The following is a 5,464-nucleotide window of genomic DNA, read 5'->3' as shown; positions in this document are numbered from 1 at the left end:
CGGTGAGGGTTTTTAGGATAAAGCCCCTGGCGATGACCTACTCTTGCATAGCAAGCTACACTACCATCGGCGCAGCTGCGTTTCACTTCCGAGTTCGGGATGGGATCGGGTGGGGCCACAGCGCTATCGTCGCCAGGGAAGGGGTGGGGGCAGCGCATTGAGGTGCGCCAAGCCCCGCAAAGGGGTAAACGAGTGACAAGCGTCTGGTGAATCGGGATGTTCGCTAAGGGATCTTGCTCTTTTGAAGAGTCCAGCCATGGAAGGCTGGGATCGTCACAGAGGGATCTGTAAACGAAGCGTCTTGGGGTTATATGGTCAAGCCGCACGGCTCATTAGTACGCGTAAGCTCAATGCATTGCTGCACTTCCACACCGCGCCTATCAACCACCTAGTCTAGATGGGGCCTTAAGGAGTCTCTGGGACTCGGGAGATCTCATCTTGGGGCGTGCTTCCCGCTTAGATGCTTTCAGCGGTTATCACTTCCGTTCGTAGCTACCGGGCAATGCCATGGGCATGACAACCCGAACACCAGCGGAACGTCCACTCCGGTCCTCTCGTACTAGGAGCAGCCCCCCTCAAATCTCCAACGCCCACGACAGATAGGGACCGAACTGTCTCACGACGTTCTGAACCCAGCTCGCGTACCACTTTAAATGGCGAACAGCCATACCCTTGGGACCGACTACAGCCCCAGGATGTGATGAGCCGACATCGAGGTGCCAAACACCGCCGTCGATATGAACTCTTGGGCGGTATCAGCCTGTTATCCCCGGAGTACCTTTTATCCGTTGAGCGATGGCCCTTCCATACAGAACCACCGGATCACTAAGACCTACTTTCGTACCTGCTTGATCCGTCGATCTCGCAGTCAAGCACGCTTATGCCTTTGCACACAGTGCGCGATGTCCGACCGCGCTGAGCGTACCTTCGTGCTCCTCCGTTACTCTTTGGGAGGAGACCGCCCCAGTCAAACTACCCACCACACACGGTCCCCGATCCGGATTACGGACCTAGGTTAGAACGTCAAGCACTTCAGGGTGGTATTTCAAGGATGGCTCCACCGAAACTAGCGTCTCGGTTTCATAGCCTCCCACCTATCCTACACAGAAGAACTCAACGTTCAGTGTGAAGCTGTAGTAAAGGTTCACGGGGTCTTTCCGTCTTGCCGCGGGAACGCTGCATCTTCACAGCGATTTCAATTTCACTGAGTCTCGGGTGGAGACAGCGCCGCTGTCGTTACGCCATTCGTGCAGGTCGGAACTTACCCGACAAGGAATTTCGCTACCTTAGGACCGTTATAGTTACGGCCGCCGTTTACTGGGGCTTCGATCAAGAGCTTCGCCTTGCGGCTGACCCCATCAATTAACCTTCCAGCACCGGGCAGGCGTCACACCCTATACGTCCACTTTCGTGTTTGCAGAGTGCTGTGTTTTTGATAAACAGTCGCAGCGGCCAGGTTACTGCGACCCTTCTCAGCTCAGCTACGCATGTAGCCACCAAAAAGGGCGCACCTTCTCCCGAAGTTACGGTGCCATTTTGCCTAGTTCCTTCACCCGAGTTCTCTCAAGCGCCTTGGGATTCTCACCCTGCCTACCAGTGTCGGTTTACGGTACGGTTTCTCTGCAGCTGAAGCTTAGTGGCTTTTCCTGGAAGCGTAGTATCAGTCACTTCGCCCTAAAGGGCTCGTCTCGGTGCTCGGTGTATGTGATCCCGGATTTGCCAAAGATCACCACCTACCGCCTTTCCCCGGGACAACCAACGCCCGGTAGACCTAACTTTCTCCGTCCCCACATCGCACTGCAGACAAGTGCCGGAATATTAACCGGCTTCCCATCGACTACGCATTTCTGCCTCGCCTTAGGGGCCGACTCACCCTGCGCCGATGAACGTTGCGCGAGGAAACCTTGGGCTTTCGGCGTGCGGGCTTTTCACCCGCATTATCGTTACTCATGTCAGCATTCGCACTTCCGATACCTCCAGCAGGCTTCTCAACCCACCTTCACAGGCTTACGGAACGCTCCTCTACCGCGCACACAAAGTGTGCACCCCGAGCTTCGGTGTAGTGCTTAGCCCCGTTAAATCTTCCGCGCAGGCCGACTCGACCAGTGAGCTATTACGCTTTCTTTAAAGGGTGGCTGCTTCTAAGCCAACCTCCTGGCTGTCTGTGCCTTCCCACATCGTTTTCCACTTAGCACTAACTTTGGGACCTTAGCTGCGGGTCTGGGTTGTTTCCCTTTTCACGACGGACGTTAGCACCCGCCGTGTGTCTCCCGTACAGTCTGTCCTGGTATTCGGAGTTTGCCATGGTTTGCTAAGTCGCGATGACCCGCTAGCCATAACAGTGCTCTACCCCCAGGAAGATACATACGAGGCGCTACCTAAATAGCTTTCGAGGAGAACCAGCTATCTCCGAGTTTGTTTAGCCTTTCACTCCTATCCTCAGCTCATCCCCATCTATTGCAACAGATGTGGGTTCGGTCCTCCAGTGCGTGTTACCGCACCTTCAACCTGGCCAAGGATAGATCACTCGGTTTCGGGTCTACTGCCAGAGACTATGCGCCCTATTCAGACTCGGTTTCCCTTCGCCTCCCCTAGACGGTTAAGCTCGCCACTGACAGTAAGTCGCTGACCCATTATACAAAAGGTACGCAGTCACCCTTGCGGGCTTCCACTGCTTGTACGTATACGGTTTCAGGGTCTATTTCACTCCCCTCTCCGGGGTTCTTTTCGCCTTTCCCTCACGGTACTTGTTCGCTATCGGTCGGTCAGGAGTATTTAGCCTTGGAGGATGGTCCCCCCATGTTCAGACAGGGTTTCACGTGCCCCGCCTTACTCAATTTCACACAACGTGCCTTTTCGCCTACAGGGCTATCACCTGCTATGGCCGGCTTTTCCAAACCGTTCGGCTAAAACATGCTGTGCTTTTGGGCTAGTCCGCGTTCGCTCGTCGCTACTGACGGAATCTCGGTTGATTTCTTTTCCTTCGGGTACTTAGATATTTCAGTTCCCCGAGTTCGCTTCACAGAGCTATGTATTCACTCAGTGATACTGCTTACGCAGTGGGTTTCCCCATTCGGACATTGCCGGATCAAAGCTTGTTGCCAGCTCCCCGACACTTTTCGCAGGCTGCCACGTCCTTCATCGCCTCTGACCGCCAAGGCATCCACCGTATACGCTTGGTCGCTTGACCATATAACCCCAAGTCGCCTCGGGATCACACGTCCAAACAACGCGTTCGCTTAATTGCCTCAACGACACATCTCGATTCGGTTTCGAACCAAGACGCTTGTCACTCGTTTACATTTTCAAAGAACACGAAATCGGCCACAGTGCCGTCTCGCTTCAAAATCTTTTTGTGTGCGCTACATATCCGCGTGGAACTGGTGGAGCCAGTCGGGATCGAACCGACGACCCCCTGCTTGCAAAGCAGGTGCTCTCCCAGCTGAGCTATGGCCCCTTAGTGGTGGGTCTGGGAGGACTCGAACCACCGGCCTCACCCTTATCAGGGGTGCGCTCTAACCACCTGAGCTACAGACCCATAAAGCTTTCGAGGCCGCCCCTTGCGGAGCGCGCCTTTCACGCCATTGGCGTGCGGATATGCAGGTGTCTTGTGTGGACGTCTTACGTCAGCGGTTCTGTCGTTCTCGAAAGGAGGTGATCCAGCCGCACCTTCCGATACGGCTACCTTGTTACGACTTCACCCCAGTCATGAACCACTCCGTGGTCGTCGCCCTCCTTGCGGTTAGGCTAACGGCTTCTGGAGCAACTCACTCCCATGGTGTGACGGGCGGTGTGTACAAGGCCCGGGAACGTATTCACCGCAGCATAGCTGATCTGCGATTACTAGCGATTCCGACTTCACGAAGTCGAGTTGCAGACTTCGATCCGGACTGGGATCGGCTTTCTGGGATTGGCTCCACCTCGCGGTATTGCAACCCTCTGTACCGACCATTGTAGTACGTGTGTAGCCCTGGCCGTAAGGGCCATGATGACTTGACGTCATCCCCACCTTCCTCCGGTTTGTCACCGGCAGTCTCCTTAGAGTTCCCACCATTACGTGCTGGCAACTAAGGACAAGGGTTGCGCTCGTTGCGGGACTTAACCCAACATCTCACGACACGAGCTGACGACAGCCATGCAGCACCTGTGTTCTGATTCCCGAAGGCACTCCCGCATCTCTGCAGGATTCCAGACATGTCAAGGCCAGGTAAGGTTCTTCGCGTTGCATCGAATTAAACCACATACTCCACCGCTTGTGCGGGCCCCCGTCAATTCCTTTGAGTTTCAGTCTTGCGACCGTACTCCCCAGGCGGCGAACTTAACGCGTTAGCTTCGACACTGATCTCCGAGTTGAGACCAACATCCAGTTCGCATCGTTTAGGGCGTGGACTACCAGGGTATCTAATCCTGTTTGCTCCCCACGCTTTCGTGCCTCAGCGTCAGTGTTGATCCAGATGGCCGCCTTCGCCACTGATGTTCCTCCCGATCTCTACGCATTTCACCGCTACACCGGGAATTCCACCATCCTCTATCACACTCTAGCTCTCCAGTATCCACTGCCATTCCCAGGTTGAGCCCGGGGATTTCACAGCAGACTTAAAGAACCGCCTACGCACGCTTTACGCCCAGTAATTCCGATTAACGCTTGCACCCTTCGTATTACCGCGGCTGCTGGCACGAAGTTAGCCGGTGCTTATTCCTCAGGTACCGTCAGCCCCGCCGGGTATTAGCCGGCAGTATTTCGCTCCTGATAAAAGTGCTTTACAACCCGAAGGCCTTCTTCACACACGCGGCATTGCTGGATCAGGCTTTCGCCCATTGTCCAATATTCCCCACTGCTGCCTCCCGTAGGAGTCTGGGCCGTGTCTCAGTCCCAGTGTGGCTGATCATCCTCTCAGACCAGCTATCGATCGTCGCCTTGGTGAGCCATTACCTCACCAACTAGCTAATCGAACATCGGTCCATCCAACCGCGCGAGGTCTTTCGATCCCCCGCTTTCTCCCGTAGGACGTATGCGGTATTAGCGTAAGTTTCCCTACGTTATCCCCCACGTCTGGGCAGGTCCCGATGCATTACTCACCCGTCCGCCACTCGCCACCCACAGTATTGCTACTGCTGTGCTGCCGTTCGACTTGCATGTGTTAGGCATGCCGCCAGCGTTCAATCTGAGCCAGGATCAAACTCTTCACTTAAGTTTTCGAACATCCGAAGATGCTCTATCTTTCTGAAGCGTTGTCCTAACCATAAAACGTCAAGCTTTTGAATTGACTCTTAGGTTAGACGCTTGCATTTGTTGGACATGAATCCATCCAACGCAAGACGCCCACACAAGTCACCTGCGCACACTGTCAAAGATCAATCACTTGCGATCCGTTCTTCGAATCGCCCCGAGACGTTTCGTCCCGGGTGAGCCGCCCATTCTACATCGTCTTTCCGGTCCGTCAACACCTGCAGCGAAGAATTT

General features: G+C 54.7%; 2 tRNA genes and 3 rRNA genes. All 5 read right to left on the bottom strand.

From position 1 onward, the window contains the following. Nucleotides 1–24: 24 nt before the first annotated feature. A 5S ribosomal RNA gene (rrf, locus tag FHW85_RS22145) occupies nucleotides 25–137 on the bottom strand. A 174-nt stretch (nucleotides 138–311) separates the two neighbouring features. Continuing rightward, nucleotides 312–3,190 (bottom strand): 23S ribosomal RNA (locus FHW85_RS22140). Between the two features lie 191 nt (nucleotides 3,191–3,381). Then, nucleotides 3,382–3,457 (bottom strand) — tRNA-Ala (locus tag FHW85_RS22135). 4 nt (nucleotides 3,458–3,461) lie between these two features. After that, nucleotides 3,462–3,538 (bottom strand) — tRNA-Ile (locus FHW85_RS22130). A gap of 109 nt (nucleotides 3,539–3,647) precedes the next feature. Then, nucleotides 3,648–5,192, bottom strand: a 16S ribosomal RNA gene (locus FHW85_RS22125). Together the 16S, 23S and 5S rRNA genes with 2 tRNA genes alongside form the textbook arrangement of a ribosomal RNA operon. Between the last annotated feature and the right edge of the window lie 272 nt (nucleotides 5,193–5,464).

The organism is Dyella sp. SG609 (assembly GCF_012275375.1).
GTDB lineage: Bacteria > Pseudomonadota > Gammaproteobacteria > Xanthomonadales > Rhodanobacteraceae > Dyella_D > Dyella_D marensis.
The sequence above is the reverse complement of the archived record's forward strand: the minus strand, read 5'-3'. Positions and strand labels throughout refer to the sequence as shown.